Origin of the sequence: Gynurincola endophyticus (genome assembly GCF_003991195.1) — a bacterium.
In the GTDB taxonomy this organism is placed as follows: Bacteria; Bacteroidota; Bacteroidia; order Chitinophagales; family Chitinophagaceae; genus Gynurincola; species Gynurincola endophyticus.
On record NZ_RCWL01000003.1, the window covers coordinates 235767 to 259738 of the forward strand.

The window sequence follows — 23972 nt, forward strand, 5'->3', positions numbered from 1 at the left end:
CCTAAGTTAAGAATAGTTTTTGTCAATTATATATAACCTCTTGTGTGATAGTTATTTAAGACATTATTTCGAGGTTTTTAGAGTATAATTGAAGAGGGAATGTTAACTACATATTTTTTTTCAATTATAAAAAATAATGTATTATTGTGAAGGAATTGACACTGATAAGTCACGCCTAAAGTTTCTTACTGCTCATCAGTTTCGTTCGATTCACTCAAGCAATCACCCAATTCAAAAGAATTTTTCAACACACAAAGATTGGTCAACTAATCAAAGTGTAAAACTTTCAAGTCTTTTTATGTATGACATTCTGCAATTGAACGACATGCTCGTTCCTGAACTGTTGGATATAGCAGAGCAGTTGAAAATTCCTAGTGCAAAAAAGTTAGACAAACAGGAATTAATCTACAAAATCCTCGACAAACAAGCTGTGTTAGCCAGTTCGGTGAAACCCGAATCTCCGGCTGAAGAAGCGCCTAAGCGCAAAAGAATTATTAAAACAACTACTGCCAACAGTACAGAAGAGGCTGATGTAGTGAGTACAGGTAAGGAAAAAGTGAAAAAAGATGTAAAAAAGGATGCTGTAAAAAAGAAGGCTGTTGCAAAAACACCTGAAGAAGCTCCTGCCAAAAAAACACGTAAAAAAACAGAAGCACAGGAAGAGCTTTTCAGTGATGAGATACTGGATGATACTGTTGAAGATATAGCCACACCTGATATGGAAGAAGATACAAATATTGATAATGTAAATGTATCGAACGATCATCATGTTCAGGAAGCTCCTGCTCCGGTTGCAGAACCAGTACAAAGAAATTTCTATAAAAAAGAATCTGCATTTAATATTGAGTTTGACGGAGTTATTTTAGCAGAAGGTGTTCTCGAAATGATGCCTGACGGATACGGATTTTTAAGATCTTCTGATTATAACTATTTATCTTCTCCTGACGATATTTATGTTTCTCCTTCACAGATAAAACTTTTCGGATTAAAAACAGGTGATACCGTAAACGGATCCGTACGTCCTCCGAAAGAAGGTGAAAAATACTTCGCTTTATTAAAAGTTGAAACAATTAACGGTAAGTCTCCTGAAGAAGTAAGAGACAGAGTGCCTTTCGACTATTTGACACCGTTATTCCCATACGAAAAGTTAAATTTATTTACCTCTCCGGGTACCTATAGTACCAGAATCATGGATTTGTTTACGCCGATCGGTAAGGGGCAGAGAGGCTTAATTGTAGCTCAGCCGAAAACCGGTAAAACTGTTCTCTTAAAAGAAGTAGCAAATTCTATTGCTGCAAACCACCCGGAATGTTATTTAATGGTGGTGTTGGTAGATGAACGTCCTGAGGAGGTAACCGATATGGAAAGAAGTGTGAAAGCTGAAGTAATTGCTTCTACTTTCGACGAACCGGCAGAAAAACACGTAAAAGTTTCTACCATAGCACTTCAGAAAGCAAAACGCCTGGTAGAGTGCGGCCACGATGTAATTATCCTGTTAGATTCGATCACCCGTTTAGCTCGTGCACACAATACGGTGGCTCCTGCATCCGGTAAAGTATTATCAGGTGGTGTGGAAGCAAATGCCATGCAGAAACCTAAACAATTCTTTGGTGCTGCCCGTAAAATTGAGCACGGAGGTTCATTAACTATCATTGCTACTGCTTTGATTGATACAGGTTCTAAAATGGACGAAGTGATTTTTGAAGAGTTTAAAGGTACCGGTAATATGGAACTTCAACTCGACAGAAGATTGGCTAACAGAAGAATCTTCCCGGCAATAGACCTGGTTTCTTCTTCTACCAGACGTGATGATTTATTGCTTGATAAAGATGTATTGCAGAGAATGAACTTGTTAAGAGTTTATTTGAATGACATGAATACCGAAGAAGCAATGAATGAACTGTTGAGAAGAATGAGAGGTACGAAAGACAATCAGGAGTTTCTTGCCAGCATGAACGGATAATCACATTCTGAATAGATTTGTTCAAAATATTCAACAGGCTGTCTCAAAAATTTGGGGCAGCCTTTTTTTATTTGTATAATTGGTCTGTTAAACACCTTTACTGAACCAGCAGAGGACAGGTCGCTTACTTTAATACTATTCTTATGAACAGCATCTCTAATAATATCATAAGGCAAATTCTTTTACTCGCCACCGTTATCATCATTGGAGTTATTCTTTTTTATGAGTTGAAAACCTTTATCCCGGCTTTTCTAGGCGCATATACTTTGTATGTTTTATTGAGAGGCTATATGATGAAGCTGATTAATCGTGGATGGAAAAAACAACTGGCTGTAATTTTTTTAATGTTCACCTCTTTTCTGGTGATCCTCTTACCAATTTTTCTGGTGGCAAATATGTTAACCGGTAAATTGAGTTTTGCAATCAGCCACTCTACCGAAATCTTTGCAACGATCGAAAGTTATCTGCGTAGTTTGGAAACCAGATACAACTTTAGTATTCTGAATGGCGATACATTTAAAAAATTGACAGATCTGGGTACACAGAATATTACTAAAATTTTAGGCGCCACTTTTAATACACTCACTACCCTGGTAATGATGTATTTCATTTTGTATTTTATGTTGATGGAAAGTATGGCAATGGAAATGCGTTTGCGCTACTGGATGCCTTTGAAACGGGAGAATATTGAATGGATAGGCAAAGAACTTAATATGCTGGTTTACTCTAATGCTATTGGTATTCCGTTGATTGCACTGGCTCAGGGTCTTGTAGCCCTGGTGGGTTATCTGATATTGGGCGTAAGCGAGCCTATGTTCTGGTTTGCAATTACCTGTGTTGCAGCAATGTTGCCGATAGTTGGCGCCGCTATTGTTTATGTGCCATTGGGGCTTGTATTTTTTGCCAACAATTTGCCAGGTAAAGGTATTATCATGTTATTGTATGGCTTTCTGATTATCGGAACTGTTGACAATGTGTTCAGGTTCTGGTTACAAAAGAAAATCGGAGATGTTCACCCGTTGATTACTGTATTTGGAGTGATTATCGGAATCAACATGTTTGGATTTGTCGGGTTAATATTCGGACCTATATTAATCTCGATTTTTGTACTCCTGACAAAAGTGTATGCGAATGAATTTGAAATAAATCGCCGCACCAGGGTGAAAAAAAGTGAAGAAGAATAAAATAAAATTTAAAGACCTCCGTTTTTAATATGCACAACTTTCATAACTAAAAGTTTTTATGGAAGGTTGGACATAATATATAGATGGTTAAGATAAGCTCAATTTAGGTTCGTACCCTATGGTTGGGCTTTTTCTTTTATACGTACCAGGCAACCAACTGCGCTAACATGCCGCCAATCAGGCCCATATATACTTCATGTTTTGAATGGTCACTTACAATCATGCGTGCGGTAGCCACCAGTCCTGCAGATAAAATTGCTATAGCCAGGTATAGTCCGGTATCATCGTTGTTGTACAGCACTTGCAATAAGAAAAACATTACCACTCCACCCATTGCTGTTCCGTGCATTGAAATCATCCATTTAATATTACACATCCAGGCAACACACACGGCTAAAAAACTCCCGAGTAAAAATTTTACAAAATAAGCTGGAACATCCGTCTGATTTTTGAATACATACCAAATCCAGAAGTAGAATATAAGTGCAGCAGAATAAGGAATAATTCTTTCCTTCTGCGTACGTAATTTAATAGAACTGATAAAGCCTAATTGTTTCATCAAAAAAACTGAAAAGGCTGGTAGTATGGTAAGACTAAAACCTACGGAAAGTAATCTGATTACTTTTTCTGAATGATTAATTCCTGCAAATGCATATGGATGTATAAACAACAGAAAAGCAGTAACATACACCGGAATAAAAAGCGGATGAAAAACGTATGAAATAAAATTACCAGCCCATCTTAGCGGAGCAGGACTGGCAGTTTTATAAGGATTGATATAAATATTGTCCATATTATAGTTCTTTTCTTAATCGCGCAACCGGTATATTGAGTTGTTCGCGGTACTTGGCCACTGTTCTACGCGCAATATTATATCCTTTTTCTTGTAATAACTCGGTTAATTTTTCGTCGGAGTAGGGTTTTTTCTTATTCTCCTGTTCGATAAAGTCACTAAGAATTTTTTTAACCTCACGGGTAGAAACCTCTTCTCCGCTATCAGTGGTGAGTGATTCGCTAAAGAAGAATTTCAAACGGTAGGTTCCAAATTCAGTTTGAACGAATTTACTGTTAGCTACTCTGCTGACAGTGGATATGTCGAGATCTGTTTTTTCGGCAATATCTTTCAAAATCATTGGTCTCAAAGATGTTTCGTCTCCTGTCATGAAGAACTCTCTTTGATAATCCATGATAGTGCCCATTACACTTGTTAATGTATGCTGACGTTGTTTAATGGCGTCGATAAACCATTTAGCGGCGTCGATTTTTTGTTTGATAAAGAGTACGGCTTCTTTTTGACGCTTATCTTTTTTGCTGCCTTTGTCATATTCACGCAGCATATCTTTATACCCTTCGCTGATTCTCAGGTCGGGTGCGTTTTTAGAGTTTAAAGTAAGCTCAAGTCTGCCTCCGTTGTTGAAGATAAAGAAGTCGGGAACTACATAGCTTTCAGCCTTATTAATGTTGCCGTGGTTGCCGCCCGGTTTCGGCGAAAGCTTGATAATCTGTTGAATAATTTCTCTCAGCTCATCGTCGTCGATGCCAAGGCCGCGTTGAATTTTTTCATAATGCTTCTTTGTAAACTCGTCAAAGAAGTTTTCTAAAACATCAATAGACATTTGAACGGGTTGTCCGGCTTTCAGCTTTCTTCTTAATTGAATCAACAAACACTCCTGCAGATCCCTGGCGCAAACGCCGGCGGGGTCAAACAACTGAATTTGTTGAATAATAAATTCAACTTCTTTTTCGTCGGTATTAATGTTTTGCCTGAAGGCGAGGTCGTCAACGATGGCTACTGTTTCTCTTCTGAGATAACCGTCATCATCGATGCTGCCTACAATTTGTTCGGCAATCAGGCGCTGATGGTCATCCAGCTTGATCATGCCTAGTTGTTCAAGCAGGTATTCGTGGAAAGACTTTTCCAGTTTATAAGGTATCGTTTTACTATCGTCTGCTTCAGGATAATTATCGTCTTTCAAACGGTATTCTGCAATTTCACCGTCTTCATCAGCAACATACTCGCTAATGTCAATATTGTCATAATCCTCTTCACTTCCGTCTGGTTCAAACTCTTCTTCATTACCTGAATCAAACTCATCCTGTGCCTCATTATCGAAGTTTTCTTCGTGTTCATCTTCAGTAACTTCTAAAGCCGGGTTTTCTTCCAGTTCTTCTTTAATTCTTTCTTCTAAATTAGCAGTCGGAACCTGCAGCAATTTCATTAACTGAATTTGCTGCGGTGATAATTTTTGAAGTAGTTTTTGATGTAATCCTTGACTCAATGCCATAGTCGCTCATTTTCAATAGGTTATCCAAAAAATTACGAAAAAAAATCCGCATCCACAAAAAGCTTGCCGTAAATTTAGGTTTAATTTTTTTCAATGTCGATTCTGAAAGGCTTAAATATTTGTGAATCATGTAAATGAAATGTTAACGTAGTGCTTCGTAAATTTAAAACTATGACATTCAGAAAAATATATATGATTTAAAAGATAGCATATGAGAAATCTGCTTTGGCTGATTAAAATGCTTTTTGCCGGAAAGAAAAGAAGAAAAGACTATTTCAGGTAAACGAGGTTTTCCGGCGGGGAAGCTAAAAACAAAAAAGCAATGCGATTGCATTGCTTTTTTTATTTTGACGGATGCCCATTCTTAACTCTTAATTCTCAATTCTTAATTTTAAGGCATGTGCATCCATATATTATTACCTTTTACAAACTTTAAACTTAACGGCCAGTTAGGATAAGGTTTTCCTTCATTATTTTCAATATCCCTGCTGGTGATAAAGTAAGTAGCTTTTGAAACATTTTTCGGAACAGGAACAGAGAAATGCATGATTTCGTTGACTGTTATCGTTTGTACAAGTTTGCTGGTGTATTTATTGACATAGTTATCGTTCAGTTCTGTGTTTTCGTAAAGAAGATATTCTTTAATAGGCGTTACGGGGTTTAAAGGATGGTTGATCACAATTTTTACAGAGTCATTGACAACTATAGCTTCGTGTACTACCGGCGGCTTTGGTAAAAAGCCTTCGAGCCAGGGCATTTCAGGAATTAATGCCGGTCTTTTGTAATAATTGTTTTGCAGGCTGTCGTTCCAACCGTTTGGATTCGTAACAAAGCTTTTGCTGGAGAAGTAGACTGCTCCCTGGATATTTTCAGCCTCTCTTAAAGCGTTTATCTGCCGTGGCAGCTGTGACTTATCTCTCCAGGCCGGGTTTGAATTAGCACGGTAAATGCCTAATCCGATATAGCAATGTTTTCCGAAGGTGTTTTTACTCCACCAGTCGAGTAATATTTCATATGGAGCAGCGGCATGCCCGAACTCCCAATACAGTTGTGGAACCACATAATCGATCCAGTCGTTTTCTAACCAAAGCAAAATATCTGCATAGAGATCATCGTAATTGGTTTGTCCGCCTTTGGTATTTGAACCTCTGTCATCCTGACTGGCATTTCTCCAGATTCCGAATGGTGAGATGCCGAATTTACAAAGCGGGTTGATTTTTTTAATTGCACGATTAAGTTTTACGATGATGGTATCTACGTTACTTCTTCTCCAATCATCTCTGGTTAGTCCTTTGCCGTAGGCTTTGTAAGATTTATCGTCGGGAAATTCAACTTTAGCAATTCTATAGGGATAGAAGTAGTCGTCAAAGTGAATGGCGTCTACTTTATATCTGGTAACAATGTCTTCAATTACTTTAACAACATGGTCCTGACCTGCGGGAATACCCGGGTCGAAATATCTTTTTCCGCCATAATCAACAAACCATTCAGGATGTGTTTTGGTGATATGGTTGGGGGCGATAGAAGATTTCTGAATGTTAAACACTGCACGGTAAGGATTTAGCCATGCGTGAAATTCCATGCCTCTTTTGTGTGTTTCTTCGATCATGAACTCAAGCGGGTCATAATAGGGGGAAGGAGCTTGTCCTTGTTTTCCTGTCAGCCATTCGCTCCAGGGCTCTAATGAGGAAGGGTAGAAGGCATCGGTTGCCGGTCTTATTTGCATAACAACGGCGTTCATGCCATTGGCTTTATGCATTTCCAGCAACTGAATAAATTCTTGTTTCTGACGATCACTATTGTAGTTTCCACGAGTTGGCCAGTCGATATTATCAACAGTAGCAATCCATGCAGCTCTAAATTCATATACCGGCTGGGCGGCTAGTTGCCATACAGCAAAAAGACAACTAGCAAAGAGGGTCATTTTTTTCATATCAAAAAATCGTGAAGCGATTAAGCTTCTACTGGTTCGGTTTGTACATTCCTGATTTTGTCGAGAATTCGATTTAAGTCTTCTGCTTCTTCTGTAGTGATGTTTGATAAAAGTCCATCCATTTGATCACTATACTTATCCATTTCGTCGAGCAATGCCAATCCTGTTTCGGTGATAGTAATATCTACTAAGCGACGGTCTGATTTACATGGCACTTTTTGTACCAATTCTTTTTTGATCAGCCGGTCAACAATACGGCTGGTATCGCTCATACGGTCTAACATTCTTTGACGAATCTGTAAGGTTGACAAAGGTTTGCCTGCTCCTTTCAATATTCTCAGGATGTTAAACTGTTGATGAGTAATGCCCACTTTTTCAAAGTACCGTTTGTTGCTTTCCATAACCCAGTTACAGGTATAGATCAGGTTAATCACAGATTTGTGAAATTCGTTTCTAAACTTTGACTGGTTGATTTCGTTTTCGAGGCTCATAAATAACATCGATTTTTTAGTTGATTAAATTCGATGGAGCATTTTACTCATCGCTCCAAACCTTTGTTCCTTCTGTGCAGTTGGCACAGATTTCAATGTTTCTACGGCTTTTGAGGATAGAGCTACGAAATTTATGATAATTTTCATTATTCCAGATTTCCTTAAAGCTGGCGTTTTTAAGATCGCCTAACCGGTATTCAGCGTCTTTGTCGAAGCAACAGGGAACCACCATTCCATCCCAACTGATTACTGTAGCGTGCCATAATCTCCAACAATGGTTGTTCAGATTGTTTTTGATAGCCATCTCTCCGTCTTTTTTCTTCTTGTACCGGCTAAATTTATCAATAGTCGGTATCAGTTGGTTAGGATCAGTCTGATAATCGTATACCTGTGCCGTTTTGAACCTTACTTCATCTACGCCGATTTCTTCTGCCAGTGCTTTTATGTCTTCGATCTGATGTTCGTTAGGCTTTACTACCAGGAACTGAAAAATAACAAATGGTTTACTGCTTTTCAGCTCCTTTTTCCAATGCACAATGTTTTTTGCACCTGCAATTACTTTTTCGAGTTTACCACCTACACGGTATTGCTGATATACCTCCTGCGTAGTGCCGTCGATCGAAATAATCAGGCGGTCGAGCCCGCTTTCTACGGTTTTTTTAGCATTGGTATCGGTTAAATAATGTGCGTTGGTTGAGGTAGCGGTATAGATTTTCTTTTTACTGGCATATGAAACCATTTCCAGAAAACCCGGGTTTAAATAAGGTTCGCCTTGAAAATAAAAGACCAGGTACAAAAGTTCTTTCGAAATCTGATCAATTGTTTCTCTGAAGAAGTCCTTATTCAGCATTCCGGTAGGCCTGGTAAAAGCTCTGAGCCCAGAGGGGCATTCCGGACATCTGAGGTTACAAGACGTGGTCGGTTCAAAGGAAATGGATATCGGATATCCCCATTGAATGGGTTTTTTGGTCCATTTACTTAGATAAAAACTACTTAAAACTTTTATGCCATTCCAGGTTCTTCGAAATGTCATCTTAGAAAGTAGATTAATACTATCGTTCCAGTTTATCTTAGGCATTTATACTTAAAAATAAGATGTTAGATCGAAACTAAAGTAAATTTATTATTCATATAATGTTTTTTGAAATGTATAAGTCCTTTTTTTAAATTTTTAATTAATCTTGCTTCCCGTCAAGCCTGCCGTTGTTGTATTATATTTGTGCCGACTATGCCTAAGAAAAAGAAAATCAATAAAAAAACATATTGGGTCCAAGGGTTTATACTTATCATCATAGGCATGCTGTGTTACCTTGGTTATGAGTGGTGGAATACGTCTTTCCGCTCATTCAAATTTTATGATGAGTTCGGAATAGAAATACCCAACCGGTATAATATTCACGGCATAGACGTTTCAAGATATCAGTCAAATATCCAGTGGAAGCTGGTCAAAGACATGAAAGTTGACGACATTCAACTACACTTTGCCTTTATCAAGGCTACTGAGGGGGTAGGTAACCAGGACAAGTTTTTTAACAGAAACTGGTCTCGTGCCAAAGATGCTGGTGTTGTGCGTGGAGCGTATCATTTTTTTCTGCCGTCAAAGAGTGGCAAACAACAGGCCGAAAATTTTATCAGAACGGTAGAAATTCTCCCCGGAGACCTTCCTCCGGTACTGGATGTGGAAGTGACCAATCGTCAATCTTCAAAAATTATTAGAGAAAGAGTGAAAGAATGGCTGGAAACCGTAGAGAATTATTATGGTATTACGCCTATCCTGTATACAAACATCGATTTTTATAATCGTCATTTAGGGGATGATTTTGATGAATATCCGCTTTGGATTGCTCATTACAAACAAAAAGAAAGACCGAGAATACACAGAAATTGGCATTTTTGGCAACATAGCGAAGAGGGTTTAGTGAATGGAATTGCCGGTCAGGTTGATTTTAACGTATTTAATGGAGATTCGGCAGATTTTAAGAAAATTTTGGTGCACTAGCAGATCTTGTTTTTCACCATTAAGAAATTAAGAAGCCCCTGCGCCTGCCGCTTCGCTTTGGCTTATTCTATCTTATGATCACCATATAAACATGAAGCGAATTCTTCCTGTTTCCCATTACCATTTTCAGGCATAGGAGTAATGAAGCACATTAAGAATGCCCGATCAGGAACTGTGATCGGCAATAATCTTCCATTTACCATCAATTTTTTTCCAGGTCAATGAAAAATGGCCGGAGAGGTTGCCTTCTGCGCGTAAAATGTCCCACTGACCGATTACGAGGTAATATTCTTTGCCTAAAGGAGTAAGCTGCTTAATCGTAAACTTCAGTTGCCCCATTTTTTCGGGGCTGCTGTAGGAGGTCTTGTAATTATTCAGAACTTTCTGATAACCATAGGTTAAACCACTACTTCCAATGAAAACAAGGCTATCGTGTTTCCAGTAGCCTTCCATAAATTTATCAAGATTGTGTTGATTCCATGCTTGTGTTTGTTCGAATAGCGTGGTTCTGATCAGGTATTGATCATCGGAGCTGTTCTGAGAAAAGGCGGTAAGGTTGAAAATAACAGATATACAAAGGATAAATTTTTTCATAAAAGAAGAATTAGCAGTAGTTAAAAAAATTGAACCATTAAGGAATTAAGATATTAAGTTTTTGAGTCTTAACTTCTGAATTTCTTAATGGTTCACAAAATATTTCTACAGAAAACCAGCTAGGTTGCCCAGGCTTTGTCACCTTTTTTATAATCCATAGCGCCATCGTAACGGCCGGGAACCGCTTCATAACGAAGTGCCTGAGTACATCCTACTTCAGAAGTAAAATAACCGGTAAGGGTCAATTGCTTCATCATATCGAAGTAGTGGGTAGGGTCTTCTTTTTTCTTATTTTTCTTGTATTCTTTTACTTCATCGTTCAGTTTGGTTAACAACGCAGTTCTGTCGTCGGCAGAAAGGTTCATAAACCCTTTACTAAACTGATCTTTCGAAGCTTGATTTAACTTCTCAATACCTGCGTAGAAAACTTTCTGATCGTTTTCAAAGTAACAATCTGCTACCATTATTTTCATGAATTCGCCTACTTTGGCTGCTTTTCCGCCACCTGAATCAGGCGTGGTCGGAATGATTGTTTCTGCTACTTCATTCAAAAAAGCAATATCCTTTTCGGTAAAGTTATCTGCAAAGTTCTTATCGTTATTCGGAGCTTTACATCCTGAAAGGAAAAATTCGGCTCCTAAGATAGTTCCGCCCAATAGCAGAGCAACTCTGGAAACGGCTTGTCTTCTGTTCATATCTGAAGTTTTATAATATTATAAGTTACCTTTTTTTAATTCTTTTACTGCATAGTCTACCGCACGTGCAGTTAATGCCATATAGGTTACACTGGGGTTCTGACAGGCTGAAGACGACATAGAGGCTCCATCTGTGATAAATACATTCGGAACTTCATGCATTTGGTTCCATTTATTTAGTACAGATGTTTTCGGGTCGTGTCCCATTCTTGCCGTACCCATTTCGTGAATACAAAATCCGGGATTCGGACTTCCGTCATGACTGCTTACGTGTTGTGCGCCGGCTTTTGTGAGAATTTCTTCTGCCGATTCGCGCATGTCGACGCGCATTTTCATTTCATTTTCACGGAAGGTGCAATCTATTTTTAAAAGGGGTAATCCCCATTTATCAGTTTTTTCGGTGCTAAGTGTTGCGGTATTGTCTTCATAGGGAAGGTGTTCTCCCCATGCGCCGATACCGATTCCCCATACACCGGGTTCTAATAATGCCATTTTATAATCGGCTCCGATTCCTTCGGCATCAGTAACTCTGCCACGCGATGCACCGCCCTGATAACCGAATCCGCGTACATAATCTTTACGTTCCGTAGCTTTATTGATGTTTCTGAAGCGGGGGATATAAATTCCGTTCGGCCTGCGGCCTGCGGTATATTTATCATCGAAACCCTCTACCAGTCCCCATGCACCGATGCCGTAATGATGGTCCATCAGGTTTCTTCCAATCTGATCACTTCCGTTACCTAAGCCGTTTGGAAATGCTTCGGATTTTGATTGTAACAAAATCTGAGTTGTACCTAAAGTGGAAGCGTTCAGGAAAATCACAGGTGCAAAGTATTCGGTTACTTCCAGGGTATTAGCGTCGATTACTCTTACTCCGGTTGCTTTCCGTTTTTCTTTATCATAAAGTATTTCACTCACTACTGAAAAAGGACGGATGGTAAGGTTTCCGGTATTGGCAGCTGCGGGTAGTGTAGCACTGTTGCTGCTGAAATAACCTCCGAACGGACAACCTTCGTGGCAGCGGTCTCTGTATTGACAAGGGCCGCGGTTCGTACCTACTTTGGTTGTATGGTTTGCAACTCTACCGATGATCATTACGCGATCATTGAAGTTTTTTCTGATTTGAGCAGCAACGTGTTGTTCAACCACGTTCATTTGCATCGGCGGTAAAAAGTCTCCATCAGGTAACTGAGGCAATCCTTCTTTTGATCCGCTGATACCGGCGAACTTTTCTACGTAAGTGTACCAGGGGGCAAGGTCATTGTAACGAATGGGCCAGTCAACTCCGTGACCGTCTTTTAAATTCGCTTCAAAATCTATATCGCTCCATCGGTAACATTGCCTTCCCCACATTAAAGATCTTCCTCCTACGTGGTAACCTCTGACCCAGTCAAAAGGTTTACTTTGTTCGTATGGATGATCGTTATCGTTGACAAAAAACTTTTTCGAAACTTCGTTAAATGCATAGCATTTGCTTTGAATCGGGCTGTTTTGTTTGTCGGTGGTGGTTTGTTGGTTACGGTGCGGGCGTTCCCATGGGTTTAATTGTGTGCCGTCATAATCTTTTATATGTCTTACATCTCTTCCTCTTTCAAGAACCAGTGTTTTTAATCCTTTTTCACAAAGTTCTTTTGCAGCCCATCCGCCACTGATACCGCTACCTACAACGATCGCGTCGTAGGAGTGTACTTTCACTCCTGTAATATTTAGATGTACGCTGGTGCTGTCTTGGGGCATAGGTATCTACAGTTTATAGGTTTTGTTTTTTCAGCTCACTAACTGCAAAGTCAACAGCGCGGGCTGTTAATGCCATATAAGTTAATGAAGGGTTTACGCAAGATGCAGATGTCATACAGGCGCCGTCGGTTACAAAAACGTTCGGAGCATCCCATACCTGGTTGTTTCCGTTTAATACAGATGTTTTTGGATCTCTACCCATACGTGCGGTTCCCATTTCATGGATACCCATACCTACGGCGTAATCACTATCCCAGCCATTAACGTTTTTCAATCCGATTTTTTCGAAAATTTCCATACCGTCATTTTTCATGTCGATACGCATTTTCTTTTCGTTTTCTTTGATCTCAACGTCCATAGCGAGGGTAGGAAGTCCCCATTTATCTTTTAATGTTTTTGACAGAGAAATTTTATTATCGTGATAAGGAAGCATTTCTCCGAAAGCAGTCATACCGATACTCCATTTACCTGGCTCTACCAATGCAGCTTTCAGTTGAACACCGATTCCTAATTCGGCAACATTCCGACCCCAGCCTTCTCTGGAAGCAGCGCCCTGGTAGCCGAATCCTCTCAGGTAATCTCTTTTTTCATTACCGAGGTTTCTGAAACGCGGTACATAAAATCCGGTAGGTCGGCGTCCGAAATAATATTTATCATCAAAGCCTTCTACTTCGGCTGAAGCGCCTACTCTGAAGTGGTGATCCATTACATTGTGACCTAATTCACCGCTGCTGCTACCTAAACCTTCAGGCCAGATATCAGTTGCAGAATTCATCAAAACCCAGGTACTGTTAAATGCGGATGCACACAGGAAAACAATTTTTGCTTTGTACTCAATGGTTTGATGTGTTTCCGCGTCAACGATTTCAACTCCGGTAGCACGTTTTTTATCTTTATCGTACAATACGCGCGTTACAATAGAGTAAGGGCGCAGTGTAAGGTTTCCGGTTTTCATTGCAGCCGGAAGGGTAGACGATTGAGTACTGAAGTATCCGCCGAACGGACAACCTAACCAGCATTTATTTCTGTATTGACAGTTCGTTCTGCCTGGTAAAGGTTCTGTGATATTTGCTACTCTACCGATGGTAAGATGTCGTGTATCACCGAATTGTTTTTTTATTCTTGCCTGAACATCTTTTTCAACGCAGTTCAAATCCATCGGTTTTTGAAACTGACCGTCGGGAAGATGCGGGATATTATCTTTTGATCCGGAGATACCGGCAAAACGTTCTGCATAATCGTACCATGGAGCAATTTCATTATAACGAATAGGCCAGTCAACGCCGATTCCTTCTTTAGCATTTGCTTCAAAATCCTGAGGTCCGAAACGGTAACTTTGTCTACCCCACATTAAAGATCGGCCGCCTACATGGTAACCGCGATACCAGTCGAAGCGTTTAATTTCTTCGTAAGGGCAATCTTTTTCGTTTGTCCAGTATTCAAGATTTGTTTCATTCAACGGGTAATCACGTTTTAAAACAGGATAATCTTCAATCATCTGAACCGTTCTTCCGCCTCTGTGTGGAAATTCCCACGGATCTTTATTAGCGTTCTTGTATCCCTTTACGTGTTCGATGTTTTCGCCTCGTTCCAGAAGGATTACTTTCAATCCCTTTTCTGTTAATTCTTTCGCAGCCCAACCGCCACTAATTCCGGAGCCAACTACGATAGCGTCATAAACATTTTCAGCCATGGTTTAATTTTTCTAATGTTAGACTTTATTTAGGATTCATTTTCGTGCTTCTATACATCACAAACCTGAACACATTTCGCCAGGTCATTGAAACGTTGTTCCAGTGATTTACCTGTAGGAATGTATTCCTGCGCAACCCAACCTTTAAAGCCGGTTTCCAGAATAGCTTTCATGATGGCAGTATAATTCAACTCCTGGTCAGGAGTTAATTCGTGACGGCCGGGTACTCCGGCGGTATGATAGTGTGCGATATAATCTTTGTTTTTACGGATGGTATCAATCACATTACCTTCATTCACCTGCATATGATAGATGTCATATAATAACTTAAAGTTGTCTGACCCGAGATTTTTTGCCAGATTTACTCCAAACGCCGTATTGTCACATTGATAATCTGCGTGATCTCTTTTGCTGTTTAATAATTCCATTACCAGGGTTACGCCGTGTTTTTCGGCCATACCGATCACTTTTTTCAACCCTTCCGTACAGTTTTTAATACCCGTTTCATCGTCTTTTCCTCTACGGTTTCCACTGAAACAAATCAGGTTTTTGTAACCGGCTTTTGCTACCAGCGGAATCATTTCAGTATACCGTTTTACTAATTCCGCATGAAACTTCGGATCATTAAAACCGTCTACCAGATTTATTTCGGCTCCATTGCACATAGAGCTGTCAATACCGTGTTTTTTAAGTGTACCCCAATCTTTCGGGCCCACCAGATCGATCGCCCTGATGCCGATGCGTTTTGAAATTTCGCAAAGCTCATCAACCGATAAATCATTAAAACACCATCTGCAAACCGAGTGATTAATATTACCTTTCAGGGAACCGGTACCAAGTGCTAATGGAGTATTGAAGCCGGATAATAAAGTACCAGTTGAGACAGTAGCAACGACATTTTTTATCATTGATCTACGGGAAACCTCTAATTTCATACATTGATCGTTAGTTGTTAACACAATAATTTTAGGATTTTATAATCTCTAAATTATTCTTATAAATGTAAATTAATTATTTTTAAATTGAGAACTTCTTTTAACAATTATTAATACTTTCTAATCATAATTATATGAACAGAAAATTACGAATGGGAATGATAGGTGGCGGATCTGGTGCTTTTATTGGTGGTGTTCACCGCATCGCTGCCAATATAGACGGATTAATTTCTTTGCATTGCGGCGCTTTCAGTAGCAAACCTGAAGTGTCAAAAGCATCCGGAGAAGCACTTTTTTTGCCGGCTGACAAGTCTTACACGAGCTTTGAGCAGATGATTAAAACGGAGGCCGGTCTGCCTGCTGAGCAGAGAATGGATTTCGTAAGTATTGTAACCCCGAATCACGTTCACTTTGAACCTGCAATGATGGCGTTAGATCATGGTTTTCATGTGGTTATCGATAAGCCTATGACTTTTACCCTGGACGAAGCCAAAGCTTTACAACAAAAAGTGAAAGAAACCGGTTTACAACTTTTACTGACGCACACTTATTCGGGCTATCCGATGGTAAAACAGGCGAAAGCAATGGTGCGTGAAGGAAAATTGGGAAAAATCAGAAAAGTTTATGTGGAGTATCCACAGGGATGGTTGAGTTCACTGAGCGAAAAGGATGGTAATAAACAGGCTTCCTGGAGAACAGATCCTTCAAAATCCGGAAAAGCAGGATGTATGGGGGATATCGGAACACACGCTGCTCATCTGGCTGAATATATTACCGGGTTAAAAATTAAAGAAGTTTGTGCAGATATAAACATCGTGGTACCGGGAAGATTGTTAGACGACGACGGTGCTATCTTACTTCATTTTGATAATGGAGCATCAGGTGTTTTAATCGCCTCACAAGTAGCAGTAGGTGAAGAAAACGCACTGAAAATAAGAGTATATGGTGAAAAAGGTGGGTTAGAGTGGCGTCAGGAAGAGCCAAATACGCTGTTGGTCAGATGGAGCGACCAGCCTATGCAGGTATACAGAACCGGCGTAGGTTATGCAGATCCGTTGAGTAGCTTTGCCGCACACAATACCAGAACCCCGGGTGGACATCCGGAAGGTTATTTAGAAGCATTCGCGAACCTTTATAGAAATTTTGCATTAACACTACAGGGTTTGCAAAATGGTCAGCAAGTGAGTGCCGAAGCATTAGACTTTCCTTCGGTTGACGACGGCGTAAGAGGTATGGCATTCATTGATACTGTTATAGAAAGTGGACAATCTACTCAAAAATGGACTCCATTCATTGTATAATTGCTTAAATAAAATATTATGACGACGATAAAAGGCCCCGGACTTTTTTTAGCTCAGTTCATGGGAGATAAAGCACCCTTCAATACTCTGGAAGGTATTTGCGAATGGGCGGCAGGATTAGGTTTTAAAGGAGTACAAATCCCTACCTGGGAATCGAGATTGATTGACCTGCAGAAAGCAGCCGAAAGCAAAACTTATGCTGATGAGTTAAAAGGAAAAATTGAATCATACGGATTAACGATTACAGAACTGTCTACGCATTTGCAAGGTCAGTTGATCGCAGTACATCCGGCTTACGATACTTTATTTGACGGATTTGCACCGAAGGAAGTGCATAATAATCCTGCTGCACGAACTGAATGGGCACGCCAGCAATTATTGTGGGCTGCAAAAGCATCGCAAAACCTGGGATTGGATGTACATGCTACCTTTAGCGGGGCATTATTATGGCCGACTGTATATCCCTGGCCTCAGCGTCCGGCAGGACTGGTAGAAACAGGATTCGGTGAGCTCGCAAAAAGATGGTTACCGATACTGAATGCATTTGATGAATCAGGTGTAGACTTATGTTATGAGGTACATGCGGGTGAAGACCTGCATGACGGCATTTCTTATGAAATGTTCTGGGAAGCTACCAATAAACATCCGCGCGCTTGTTTATTGTATGATCCGTCACACTTTATTTTACAGTGCCTGGATTATCTGGAGCATATCGATATCTATCATGAGCGTATCCGGATGTTTCACGTAAAAGATGCAGAATTCAATCCAACCGGTCGTCAGGGTGTTTACGGAGGGTTTCAGTCGTGGTTGAATCGCGCAGGCCGATTCCGTTCATTGGGTGATGGACAGGTAGATTTTAAATCTATTTTCTCGAAAATGAGCCAATATGACTACAAAGGTTGGGCGGTACTGGAATGGGAATGCTGTATTAAACATCCGGAAGATGGTGCGAAAGAAGGTGCAAAATTTATTCAGGACCATATTATTCGCGTAACAGACAAGGCTTTTGATGATTTTGCCGGAACCGGTAGCGATGAAGCATTTAATAAATCGGTGTTAGGCATCAAATAACACAAAAAACTATTATTTTTAATTTTTCTACGATCTAAAAACTACAGTAATGAAAAAATGGTTCATCATGTTGGCAATTGCAGGTACAGTTTATGCGTGTGGGTCAAACTCAACACCACCGGCAAGTGAAGAAAAGAAGCCAGCTAGCGGAGACATGGTGCAAAATCAAAAGGGTTTAGAATTGATTGGCGCCAGCGATTGTACTACTTGTCACAAAATTTCTGAAAAAAATATTGGCCCCGCTTATACGGATGTTGCCAAGAAATACGACAATACCGATGCTAACATCGACTATTTAGCGAAAAAAATCATTGAAGGCGGAGAAGGTGTTTGGGGTGCTATTCCAATGACTCCGCACCCGGATGTTTCAGAAGCCGATGCGAAAGAAATGGTGAAATACATCATGACGCTGAAAAAATAATCCTTATTTAAAAACCATAATTTACATGAAACTATACACCTATTCCCTTATTGCATTATTAAATATGCAGGCATGCGATAACGGAGCGATTGCACACACACCAACTGATAACGAAAACCAGCACGATAAAGTGGCAAATACATTAACAGATGACGAAAAAGCACAGGGCTGGGAATTACTTTTCGATGGTAATACAACTGCCGGATGGCATTCTTACAATCAAAAAACAGATGCCAGCGCATGGAAAGTAAAAGACGGTATTTTATACCTCGATCCGAGCGTTAAAGAAAACGGAAGAGTTGTTGGTGGTGGCGACCTCGTTACCGATAAGGTTTTTGCTAATTTTCACCTTAAACTGGATTGGAAATTAGAAGCCGGGGGTAATAGCGGCGTTATGTTTTATGTACTGGAAGATACCGCTCAAAAGTGGTCTTACTACACCGGCCCGGAAATGCAGATTCTTGATAACGAGCGTCACCCTGACGCAAAGATCAGAACACACCGTGCAGGCGACCTCTATGATTTAATCGAATGCAGCGAGGAAACGGTAAAACCGGTTGGACAATGGAATACAGCTGAAATTATTGCAAACAATGGCTCGCTGACTTTTATTCTTAATGGAAAAAAAGTGGTTGAAACCACCATGTGGAACGACGAATGGAAAGCCATGATTGCAAAATCTAAATTCAAAAATCTTCCTTTATTCGGAACAATGAAAGAAGGTAAACTGGTATTACAGGATCATGGTGATCCGGTTTATTTCAAAAATGTAAAGATTAAACAATTATAATAAAAGGCCGGTTTCAATACCGGCTTTTTTGTTTCCGACCAGTGTTGAATAATAACAGGCAATAATAAATAAGATTCACTAATATGAAATTTTCTTTCCTGATACTTTTGCTACTCTCATTAAATGCTTCTGCACAAAAGGTAGACGTACTATTGATTGGTACTTCACATAATTACGGTAATTCTCCACAGCAAGACATTTCAAAAATCTATCAGAAAATAATAGATTTTAAACCGTCTGCTTTCTTCGGCGAGTTTTTGAGTAAAGAAGATGAGCAGAATAATATGGATTATTGGTGCAAAGAGGATAATCTTAAACGACTCAGAATACTTAGAAAAAACAGAAATATTGAAGAGGAAAACCTTCCGGCCATCATTGACAGTTTAAAGAAACGGATATTAATAAAACCTGACGATTACCGACTAAAAGCTGATCTGGCACATGCTTATTATCTGAATCAGGATGTTTCGAATGCCCATTATCAATATTGGCAGGTTTACACACATTTACAAAAAACATCTGATCAAAAACTTGAAAACTATGTGAATGAACTGCTGAGTCCCGAAATGGATAATACAGGACGAAGTATGAAAAGATTAAAAACCTCAGAGTATGCATTGATTGCATTTCCTCTGATGCAGCAAATGAATATTAAGGAATTAATACCGATGGACTGTCAGGATTATGATTTAAACTGGTCTGCTGCTGCTTTAGCATTCTATAATAAGTTTGAATCTTATAAAAAAGATACGCTTGCTATTTATGCAAAGGAGCTGAAGGAAATATTAAACAGAAGAGAAGCGAGCTTTGGAAAATATTTTGAGAACGATAAAAATGCTAAAAATCTAACCGAATGGTTAAATACAGATGAGGCGTCGGTTATTTTGGCCTCAGGTGATTTTTATGTTCCGGAAATATACCAGTTAAAAGGTTTTCCAAAAGAAGAGATGTATGCTAAAATGCATTGGTGGTATATGAGAAACAAAGGGATGTGCGAAAATATTGTAAAACGGTCCAGAGTATCCGATAACCAAAAAGTAGTGGTGATTGTGGGTGCTAATCACAGAAAACTGATGCAGGATCTATTGGCGGAAATGCCTGATGTGACTGTAAAAAACATAAATGAAATAAAATAAATTATCGAATCCGGGTTAAATATTTTGCTGTACATAAACATCTTATATATGCGAAAAAAGATTATTTGCTCATCTCGGTAATTTGATGTAGTTTAATAGTATTGGGCTGCTTGATCAGGCTGACCAAAAAAGCCCCCAACATTGTTGGGGGTTTTTTTTATTGCGTGAGCGAATACGCATATTTTTATTTACCCGTAGAATTTTTTTGATCCAGTAATAAATCCAGTTGCTGATAGAAAGAGTCGGTTTCTCCAACAAATGAATACAAAAAATTACCCTGCCCGTCTATTATTACTTTAGTCGGAAATGCCTGAATGTTATAAATTTTAGTAAGATCATTGGTGCCGTTTCCATTAAATATTTGCGACCAGGAAAGTTTATGTTTTTTTATGGCTTTTTTCCAGTCTTCGTCTGTATCCTGACAAGCAATTCCGATAAACTCTACCTGGTGCTTGTATTTTGTGTAATAACTTCGCATGGCGTCAAATCCTTTTATGCATGGCGGGCACCATGAACCCCAGAAATCAAGCACAATGAACTTTCCTTTAAATTTCTTTAGGGAGATGCTGTCGTTGGTGTGCGAAATAAATTTAAAATCAGGCGATGGCATACCGGGTTTTAGTACAGAAAGATTGTTTATTTTTTCTTTTACCTTTTTCAGATAAATGCTTTGCTGTTGCACCGCATCAAATAAGTTATACATTGAATCTAATAGTTTTGGATCATTGATATTGGCGTATCGATACAATACATATGCTCCTGCCGGATTGTCTGTATTTTGTGCAGCAAAATTTTTTGCCACCTCGTTTTCTATATGAACCACCTGCCTGAGCAGCATTTGAAAAGTTTTTTTAGCGGCAACCGAGGTGTCGAAGGTATAGGAAGAGTCAATAATAACGCGTGCCATTTGAACCAATGGGTTAAATCTTTGCCTGAAATCTTCATACTTTTTTTGCGCGACTGCATTTTCAAGCTGAAACTTACTCCGGTTCATCTCAGGAAACGGGCCCTTGAAACTAATGAGCCCACCCTCTGCCAGTACATCCTGAAAAAAAACATCGACTTTGCTTCTGATTCCTCTTTCATTCCCTGCTTTTGCTGCTTCAATCGACTGACTGTCTTTTATTAAAATCAGTCGTATCATTTCTGGCGAAGAAAGTGTGCCTGTATGAGAAAATTGCCCATTGTTGGTATAGAAAGTGTCTCTGTCAGATTCGCCAAGGATCATCAGCATCATCGTATCAGCGTTTGAGATCTTTATATCGATTTTATAATTCTGTGCAAAGGAGGAGAGGGAAAGTATCAGGCATAGCAATGCCATATGAATTCTACCATTCATTTTTTAAGTTTTAAGAAGTGATCAATAAAGAATTATTTATTTCATTTCAGGCTTTTTCCGAAAAATAAGCGGAGATGAAATTTGTAGTGGTCAATTAATAGGAAAAGAATCAGCACGATTGCTGCCTGAAGGAGCAATGGTATTTTTAAAATATCTCCGGAGAGACGTAGTATTTCCGGAAGAAGAAGGATGCTGCAACCGGTCAGGAGGGCGGTTAAAAAGAATATAACTGACAGCTTTCTGTCATTAGATATTTTACGTTTATTTAGTTCGTTTTGGTGAACTTTCATCATGATCCGGTCTTCAATTTGAAGATTCCAGGTTTTATCTTTTATGGTGTTAGCCAGTAATTGATCGTCATCAGATTCAAACGGTGCCATAATCAGGATTGTTTCATTTGTTCGTTTAATAAATGAGCCAGTTTTTTTCTCGCCCTGTGTAAGATGGTTTTTGCATTTGACAAAGACCATCCCGTTATTTCGCAAATATCATTGAGGCTTCCTTCTTCCAGGTAAAATAAGCTGAGAGAAAGGCTTTCGTTGGGTGCGAGCCGTTGAAGTGCCGAATAGATCATTTGCTGCATCTCTTTACACTCGAGCCGATAGAGCGAAATGTCTTCCAATTCAGTTTCAGGTAAAGTTTCGTAAAACTGAAGTTTGTCAACTTTCATTTTCCGCAGGCGCATCAGCGATTCATTCGTCACTATTTTATACAGCCAGGTACTGAATTTTGAGTGATGCTTAAAATTGTTTAATTGCTGATAGGCTTTTATAAATGCATCCTGGATGACTTCTTCTGCTATAAACTCATCTTTAATTATTGACATTGCAATGCTCATAGAAGCATGCTGATAATTACGGATCAGGTGACGGAAAAGGTCAGTTTCTCCCGAGCAAATCCGCTTCACTAAACTGCCATCATCCTCTATCATTTATTCTCCGTTTTATTTTTCTGAAGATAATGCGCTACAATCATTGACATACCTCCGCAAAAACCGAGAATGGCAACAGGGAAGGCATTTCCGCCGGCATCTAATAGTTTTAGTGCAACCATCAGAGAAATGATCAGTAACCCTAAACTCAATCCGGTAACCAGACAAGCCAGTCTAAGCCAAAAGAAGTTAGACTGTTTTTTCCCGCCTGGTGGTTCTGGTTCTGCCTCCAGACCCTTCTCAATACGGAGCATCCGTTCACGATGATTAGCGCGGTGCGTAAAGAACCACACCAGAAAAAGACAAATGATAAAGATGACCCAGATAAGTGGTATGAGGTGCTGCATATAAAACCTTTATAATATTAGATGCAGTAAAGAAAGGGAAGGTTACAAACGAAAAGTAATTTTTTTAAAATTGTTTGTTATTCCTTAAAGTGTTATTAATCAATTATAAAGGAGCGTGAAATAAAAAATCCCCCCAAAAATTGTCTAACTTTTGGGGGGCATTTCATATTGGAGGGACTTTCATTTTATTTCAGAATATTTTTCCTGAGATAGTTGATAGATTGTTCAATAGAAGCCATCGGATGTGCAGAAACATCCTGCTCTACGTAGAAGTATTTCATGCCGCTGGTTTTTGCTGCTGCAAAAATTGATTTGAAATCGATCGTTCCGTTACCTACTTCAGTAAATTTACCTTCTGCGGTATTGTCTTTATCTTTGACGTGCCATAAAGCAACGCGGCCTTTATTCTTTTTAAAGAATTCAACAGGATTTACACCGGCTTTTACCGCCCAGTAAAGGTCCAGCTCAATAGAGACCAGTTTCTTATCTGTATTGGAAAGAATGACATTCATACCGTTATCACCACCTAACTGATGAAACTCAAAGTCGTGGTTATGATAAGCCAGCTGAATACCTTCTTCTTTTGCAATTTTGCCGGCCAGGTTAAGGCCTTCGGCAATTTTTTTATAGTTGTCGAGTTCGTTTTGGTACTGCGGTTCCAGATAAGGAATTACGATATAATTTTGTCCGAGTGCGGTGGCATCTTTTGCTGCTTGTGCAAAGTTTGCCTCCCATCCCCCTTTTAAGAAAATAGAAGCCGGAAATGTATGTCCGCTGTTACTTGCCAGGGATAAGCTTTTCAAAAGAGATCTGAATTCCTGAACCGGTAGCCCGAACCACTTGCCATCTGCATAACCGAATGTTTCAACATCCGTATATCCCAGGGCCGCCACTTGCTTCAATACAGCTTTCGGGTCCTTAAAAATTTCATTTCTAAGGGTATAAAGCTGCACACCAATCATGGTATTTGATTTGAATGCACTTAAGGGGTCAAGGTAAGCAGCTCCCATAAAAGTCAGGGATTGCTGTAAAAAACTTCTCCTGGTAACCATAAAACACTGTTTATTATAAAATTCGATTTAATTTACTAAATAATATGTCATTATAAGAGATTTATACAAAAA

Annotated in this window: 23 protein-coding genes; 8 read left to right on the forward strand and 15 right to left on the reverse strand. The window is 39.4% G+C overall.

All coding sequences use genetic code 11. The annotated features are described in order from the left end of the window. The first annotated feature begins 298 nt into the window (after positions 1 to 298). Positions 299 to 1963 carry a transcription termination factor Rho gene (rho, locus tag D9O48_RS07575; RefSeq protein ID WP_126972274.1) on the forward strand — a complete coding sequence of 555 codons (1665 nt, stop codon included), beginning with the start codon at positions 299 to 301 and terminating at the stop codon, positions 1961 to 1963. Between the two features lie 143 nt (positions 1964 to 2106). Beyond that, a complete protein-coding gene (locus D9O48_RS07580) occupies positions 2107 to 3147 on the forward strand; it encodes an AI-2E family transporter (protein WP_126972276.1) in 1041 nt (346 codons plus the stop codon). Between the two features lie 136 nt (positions 3148 to 3283). On the opposite strand, the gene D9O48_RS07585 is transcribed toward D9O48_RS07580, so the two are convergent. From D9O48_RS07585 to D9O48_RS07605, 5 genes are all read right to left on the reverse strand, one after another. Then, positions 3284 to 3940 carry a hypothetical protein gene (locus D9O48_RS07585; protein WP_126972278.1) on the reverse strand — a complete coding sequence of 219 codons (657 nt, stop codon included), beginning with the start codon at positions 3938 to 3940 and terminating at the stop codon, positions 3284 to 3286. Between the two features lies 1 nt (position 3941). Then, complete coding sequence (gene rpoN, locus D9O48_RS07590; protein WP_126972280.1) at positions 3942 to 5432, reverse strand: RNA polymerase factor sigma-54; 1491 nt, start codon at positions 5430 to 5432, stop codon at positions 3942 to 3944. A 391-nt stretch (positions 5433 to 5823) separates the two neighbouring features. Beyond that, positions 5824 to 7356, reverse strand: coding sequence for a glycoside hydrolase family 10 protein (locus tag D9O48_RS07595; RefSeq protein WP_233589203.1), 1533 nt, complete (start codon positions 7354 to 7356; stop codon positions 5824 to 5826). A gap of 29 nt (positions 7357 to 7385) precedes the next feature. After that, a complete protein-coding gene (locus D9O48_RS07600; protein ID WP_126972284.1) occupies positions 7386 to 7856 on the reverse strand; it encodes a MarR family winged helix-turn-helix transcriptional regulator in 471 nt (156 codons plus the stop codon). A 43-nt stretch (positions 7857 to 7899) separates the two neighbouring features. Further along, complete coding sequence (locus tag D9O48_RS07605) at positions 7900 to 8889, reverse strand: radical SAM/SPASM domain-containing protein (RefSeq protein WP_233589204.1); 990 nt, start codon at positions 8887 to 8889, stop codon at positions 7900 to 7902. 264 nt (positions 8890 to 9153) lie between these two features. Here D9O48_RS07605 and D9O48_RS07610 point away from each other — a divergent pair, with 264 nt between their 5' ends. Next, complete coding sequence (locus tag D9O48_RS07610; RefSeq protein ID WP_233589205.1) at positions 9154 to 9855, forward strand: glycoside hydrolase family 25 protein; 702 nt, start codon at positions 9154 to 9156, stop codon at positions 9853 to 9855. Positions 9856 to 10020: 165 nt separating this feature from the next. On the opposite strand, the gene D9O48_RS07615 is transcribed toward D9O48_RS07610, so the two are convergent. The 5 genes from D9O48_RS07615 to D9O48_RS07635 form a co-directional block, all read right to left on the reverse strand. Beyond that, positions 10021 to 10449 carry a nuclear transport factor 2 family protein gene (locus D9O48_RS07615; RefSeq protein ID WP_126972288.1) on the reverse strand — a complete coding sequence of 143 codons (429 nt, stop codon included), beginning with the start codon at positions 10447 to 10449 and terminating at the stop codon, positions 10021 to 10023. 119 nt (positions 10450 to 10568) lie between these two features. Then, complete coding sequence (locus D9O48_RS07620) at positions 10569 to 11144, reverse strand: gluconate 2-dehydrogenase subunit 3 family protein (RefSeq protein WP_126972290.1); 576 nt, start codon at positions 11142 to 11144, stop codon at positions 10569 to 10571. A gap of 18 nt (positions 11145 to 11162) precedes the next feature. Then, the gene (locus tag D9O48_RS07625) at positions 11163 to 12881 is read right to left on the reverse strand and encodes a GMC oxidoreductase (protein WP_126972292.1); all 1719 of its coding nucleotides are present in this window, start codon (positions 12879 to 12881) and stop codon (positions 11163 to 11165) included. 13 nt (positions 12882 to 12894) lie between these two features. Continuing rightward, positions 12895 to 14574 carry a GMC oxidoreductase gene (locus D9O48_RS07630; protein ID WP_126972294.1) on the reverse strand — a complete coding sequence of 560 codons (1680 nt, stop codon included), beginning with the start codon at positions 14572 to 14574 and terminating at the stop codon, positions 12895 to 12897. Between the two features lie 50 nt (positions 14575 to 14624). Next, a complete protein-coding gene (locus tag D9O48_RS07635) occupies positions 14625 to 15509 on the reverse strand; it encodes a hydroxypyruvate isomerase family protein (RefSeq protein ID WP_126972296.1) in 885 nt (294 codons plus the stop codon). 134 nt (positions 15510 to 15643) lie between these two features. Here D9O48_RS07635 and D9O48_RS07640 point away from each other — a divergent pair, with 134 nt between their 5' ends. The 5 genes from D9O48_RS07640 to D9O48_RS07660 all read left to right on the forward strand — a co-directional run bounded on the left by D9O48_RS07640 (position 15644) and on the right by D9O48_RS07660 (position 20231). Continuing rightward, on the forward strand, positions 15644 to 16810 hold the full coding sequence (locus D9O48_RS07640) for a Gfo/Idh/MocA family protein (protein ID WP_126972298.1): 1167 nt from the start codon (positions 15644 to 15646) through the stop codon (positions 16808 to 16810). 18 nt (positions 16811 to 16828) lie between these two features. Further along, on the forward strand, positions 16829 to 17884 hold the full coding sequence (locus tag D9O48_RS07645; protein WP_126972300.1) for a sugar phosphate isomerase/epimerase family protein: 1056 nt from the start codon (positions 16829 to 16831) through the stop codon (positions 17882 to 17884). A 49-nt stretch (positions 17885 to 17933) separates the two neighbouring features. Beyond that, positions 17934 to 18305: a c-type cytochrome gene (locus D9O48_RS07650; RefSeq protein WP_126972302.1), complete on the forward strand. Its 372-nt coding sequence runs from the start codon at positions 17934 to 17936 to the stop codon at positions 18303 to 18305. A gap of 25 nt (positions 18306 to 18330) precedes the next feature. Continuing rightward, a complete protein-coding gene (locus D9O48_RS07655; RefSeq protein ID WP_126972304.1) occupies positions 18331 to 19095 on the forward strand; it encodes a 3-keto-disaccharide hydrolase in 765 nt (254 codons plus the stop codon). Between the two features lie 83 nt (positions 19096 to 19178). Next, positions 19179 to 20231 (forward strand): DUF5694 domain-containing protein, encoded by a 1053-nt coding sequence (locus D9O48_RS07660; RefSeq protein ID WP_126972306.1) that lies wholly within the window; start codon positions 19179 to 19181, stop codon positions 20229 to 20231. A gap of 184 nt (positions 20232 to 20415) precedes the next feature. Here D9O48_RS07660 and D9O48_RS07665 read toward each other — a convergent pair whose 3' ends face one another. From D9O48_RS07665 to D9O48_RS07685, 5 genes are all read right to left on the reverse strand, one after another. Further along, positions 20416 to 21570: a TlpA family protein disulfide reductase gene (locus D9O48_RS07665; RefSeq protein WP_126972308.1), complete on the reverse strand. Its 1155-nt coding sequence runs from the start codon at positions 21568 to 21570 to the stop codon at positions 20416 to 20418. Between the two features lie 41 nt (positions 21571 to 21611). Continuing rightward, positions 21612 to 21950: a hypothetical protein gene (locus tag D9O48_RS07670; protein ID WP_126972310.1), complete on the reverse strand. Its 339-nt coding sequence runs from the start codon at positions 21948 to 21950 to the stop codon at positions 21612 to 21614. A 2-nt stretch (positions 21951 to 21952) separates the two neighbouring features. Next, positions 21953 to 22501, reverse strand: coding sequence for an RNA polymerase sigma factor (locus D9O48_RS07675; protein ID WP_126972312.1), 549 nt, complete (start codon positions 22499 to 22501; stop codon positions 21953 to 21955). Continuing rightward, positions 22498 to 22848 carry a DUF6249 domain-containing protein gene (locus D9O48_RS07680; RefSeq protein ID WP_126972314.1) on the reverse strand — a complete coding sequence of 117 codons (351 nt, stop codon included), beginning with the start codon at positions 22846 to 22848 and terminating at the stop codon, positions 22498 to 22500. The genes D9O48_RS07675 and D9O48_RS07680 overlap by 4 nt, the downstream gene beginning before the upstream one ends. A 185-nt stretch (positions 22849 to 23033) precedes the next feature. After that, on the reverse strand, positions 23034 to 23900 hold the full coding sequence (locus tag D9O48_RS07685; RefSeq protein WP_199750528.1) for a sugar phosphate isomerase/epimerase family protein: 867 nt from the start codon (positions 23898 to 23900) through the stop codon (positions 23034 to 23036). Between the last annotated feature and the right edge of the window lie 72 nt (positions 23901 to 23972).

Coding starts and splice junctions, on each gene's coding strand:
- rho (WP_126972274.1), top strand. CDS start 299: ATGTATGACATTCTGCAATTGAACGACATGCTCGTTCCTGAACTGTTG.
- D9O48_RS07580 (WP_126972276.1), top strand. CDS start 2,107: ATGAACAGCATCTCTAATAATATCATAAGGCAAATTCTTTTACTCGCC.
- D9O48_RS07585 (WP_126972278.1), bottom strand. CDS start 3,940: ATGGACAATATTTATATCAATCCTTATAAAACTGCCAGTCCTGCTCCG.
- rpoN (WP_126972280.1), bottom strand. CDS start 5,432: ATGGCATTGAGTCAAGGATTACATCAAAAACTACTTCAAAAATTATCA.
- D9O48_RS07595 (WP_233589203.1), bottom strand. CDS start 7,356: ATGACCCTCTTTGCTAGTTGTCTTTTTGCTGTATGGCAACTAGCCGCC.
- D9O48_RS07600 (WP_126972284.1), bottom strand. CDS start 7,856: ATGAGCCTCGAAAACGAAATCAACCAGTCAAAGTTTAGAAACGAATTT.
- D9O48_RS07605 (WP_233589204.1), bottom strand. CDS start 8,889: ATGACATTTCGAAGAACCTGGAATGGCATAAAAGTTTTAAGTAGTTTT.
- D9O48_RS07610 (WP_233589205.1), top strand. CDS start 9,154: ATGCTGTGTTACCTTGGTTATGAGTGGTGGAATACGTCTTTCCGCTCA.
- D9O48_RS07615 (WP_126972288.1), bottom strand. CDS start 10,449: ATGAAAAAATTTATCCTTTGTATATCTGTTATTTTCAACCTTACCGCC.
- D9O48_RS07620 (WP_126972290.1), bottom strand. CDS start 11,144: ATGAACAGAAGACAAGCCGTTTCCAGAGTTGCTCTGCTATTGGGCGGA.
- D9O48_RS07625 (WP_126972292.1), bottom strand. CDS start 12,881: ATGCCCCAAGACAGCACCAGCGTACATCTAAATATTACAGGAGTGAAA.
- D9O48_RS07630 (WP_126972294.1), bottom strand. CDS start 14,574: ATGGCTGAAAATGTTTATGACGCTATCGTAGTTGGCTCCGGAATTAGT.
- D9O48_RS07635 (WP_126972296.1), bottom strand. CDS start 15,509: ATGAAATTAGAGGTTTCCCGTAGATCAATGATAAAAAATGTCGTTGCT.
- D9O48_RS07640 (WP_126972298.1), top strand. CDS start 15,644: ATGAACAGAAAATTACGAATGGGAATGATAGGTGGCGGATCTGGTGCT.
- D9O48_RS07645 (WP_126972300.1), top strand. CDS start 16,829: ATGACGACGATAAAAGGCCCCGGACTTTTTTTAGCTCAGTTCATGGGA.
- D9O48_RS07650 (WP_126972302.1), top strand. CDS start 17,934: ATGAAAAAATGGTTCATCATGTTGGCAATTGCAGGTACAGTTTATGCG.
- D9O48_RS07655 (WP_126972304.1), top strand. CDS start 18,331: ATGAAACTATACACCTATTCCCTTATTGCATTATTAAATATGCAGGCA.
- D9O48_RS07660 (WP_126972306.1), top strand. CDS start 19,179: ATGAAATTTTCTTTCCTGATACTTTTGCTACTCTCATTAAATGCTTCT.
- D9O48_RS07665 (WP_126972308.1), bottom strand. CDS start 21,570: ATGAATGGTAGAATTCATATGGCATTGCTATGCCTGATACTTTCCCTC.
- D9O48_RS07670 (WP_126972310.1), bottom strand. CDS start 21,950: ATGGCACCGTTTGAATCTGATGACGATCAATTACTGGCTAACACCATA.
- D9O48_RS07675 (WP_126972312.1), bottom strand. CDS start 22,501: ATGATAGAGGATGATGGCAGTTTAGTGAAGCGGATTTGCTCGGGAGAA.
- D9O48_RS07680 (WP_126972314.1), bottom strand. CDS start 22,848: ATGCAGCACCTCATACCACTTATCTGGGTCATCTTTATCATTTGTCTT.
- D9O48_RS07685 (WP_199750528.1), bottom strand. CDS start 23,900: ATGGTTACCAGGAGAAGTTTTTTACAGCAATCCCTGACTTTTATGGGA.